A 1,221-nucleotide genomic window follows, 5' to 3' on the forward strand; every position below is an offset into this window, starting at 1 on the left:
GACGCGGCTCAATAAGCAGGAAGCTATATGATATTGGATCGAGAATTACAGCTTGAGTTGTTAAGTAAGATCGCAGAGTGCTACCCATTTGTATGGACTGATTATGAGCGAAAGCCAGATAGTGCTGAGTATCATAAAATTGCTATCAATTTGAACTATCTCAAGGGTCATGGCCTTCTTACCGAGAACTCCACCAAAGTGGTGCATAGTAAATCTGGAGATGGTGGTGGCTCCATTCTTATCATGAAGCCGGAAATCACAGAAAAAGGCTTGGATTTTCTAAAAGATGATGGTGGTCTTTCAGCTATTTTAGGTGTGGTAACTGTAAGATTTGAGGCTGACACCATACGCACAATACTTCAACTTAAGGTGGATCAATCTGATTTATCGCCTGTTGATAAGCAGAAATTGCGTGGTGCGCTTCAAGAGCTGCCTGCCGAGAATATAAAACACCTGTCAACGAAAATTGTGGATGCGGGTTGGGATAATCTAGGCTCTCTAATGAGCTTAATTCAAAGCAGCCTTTTTTAGCGATATTTTTAAATTTCAAATAACCAATCGGCTTATTGTAATCGCCTACTGGCACAAAAAATTCAGGCACATCTTCTTTTATGTGCTCCAGGTAAATCTGGGTTGAGCCGGGATGAAGCCGATCTTCTATTAAAACAAGCGTTTCTAATTTCATAAAAATACCTTGCCGCATACCCGAGCGGCTCTTGGATCGGGTGGAGAAAAATATGGCAGAAACAAAATGCGGTAGCTGTGGATCGCACAGCTTTGAGCTTTCAAGCCAAAACTTGGGCAAGTCAGATCTTTTGTTTTGGTTTGTACAATGCTCCAATTGCGGGGTTCCTATTGCGGTAATGGAACATAACCATATTGGTATTAAACTAGATCATATTGTTAAGCGATTAGATGATCTGGAGGCCGGAATTGGCTTAACTATGCAGTCTGTAAGCTCATTAAAAAAGAGTAAAAAATAACTACTCTCTACCAAGAGCACGAGAGCCATTAGAGTGGCCGTTATTGGTGCTAATTTTTTCAGTAAGTGCACGAAAACCGCTAACAGTAATCTCTTGGTTATCAAGCACAAAAGCTTCGGCAACTTTAATATATTCCTGTATAAGGGCATGGTCATGTATGCCTGAGGCAACATAAGCTTTATATAATTCAGCTCGAAATTTCTTCTTGCTCATTTTAACAAACTCCAAACAACCCACC

The 1,221-nt window shown here is 40.6% G+C and carries 3 protein-coding genes; 2 read left to right on the forward strand and 1 reads right to left on the reverse strand.

The window, feature by feature from the left end; genetic code table 11:
* Positions 1–27 precede the first annotated feature (27 nt).
* Together ACIG3F_RS16115 and ACIG3F_RS16120 are read left to right on the forward strand one after the other, a co-directional pair.
* Positions 28–531 carry a hypothetical protein gene (locus ACIG3F_RS16115; RefSeq protein WP_005262270.1) on the forward strand — a complete coding sequence of 168 codons (504 nt, stop codon included), beginning with the start codon at positions 28–30 and terminating at the stop codon, positions 529–531.
* A 206-nt stretch (positions 532–737) separates the two neighbouring features.
* Positions 738–983, forward strand: coding sequence for a hypothetical protein (locus ACIG3F_RS16120; protein ID WP_004893803.1), 246 nt, complete (start codon positions 738–740; stop codon positions 981–983).
* Here ACIG3F_RS16120 and ACIG3F_RS16125 read toward each other — a convergent pair.
* The coding region (locus tag ACIG3F_RS16125; protein ID WP_396470543.1) for a hypothetical protein at positions 984–1,221 on the reverse strand (238 nt) is incomplete at its 5' end.

The sequence above is a fragment of the Acinetobacter sp. NPDC052428 genome, from assembly GCF_044547685.1.
Lineage (GTDB): Bacteria > Pseudomonadota > Gammaproteobacteria > Pseudomonadales > Moraxellaceae > Acinetobacter > Acinetobacter lwoffii_G.

Bases quoted from the DNA above. Each gene is read 5' to 3' on its own strand.
- ACIG3F_RS16115 (WP_005262270.1), top strand. From the start codon at position 28: ATGATATTGGATCGAGAATTACAGCTTGAGTTGTTAAGTAAGATCGCA.
- ACIG3F_RS16120 (WP_004893803.1), top strand. From the start codon at position 738: ATGGCAGAAACAAAATGCGGTAGCTGTGGATCGCACAGCTTTGAGCTT.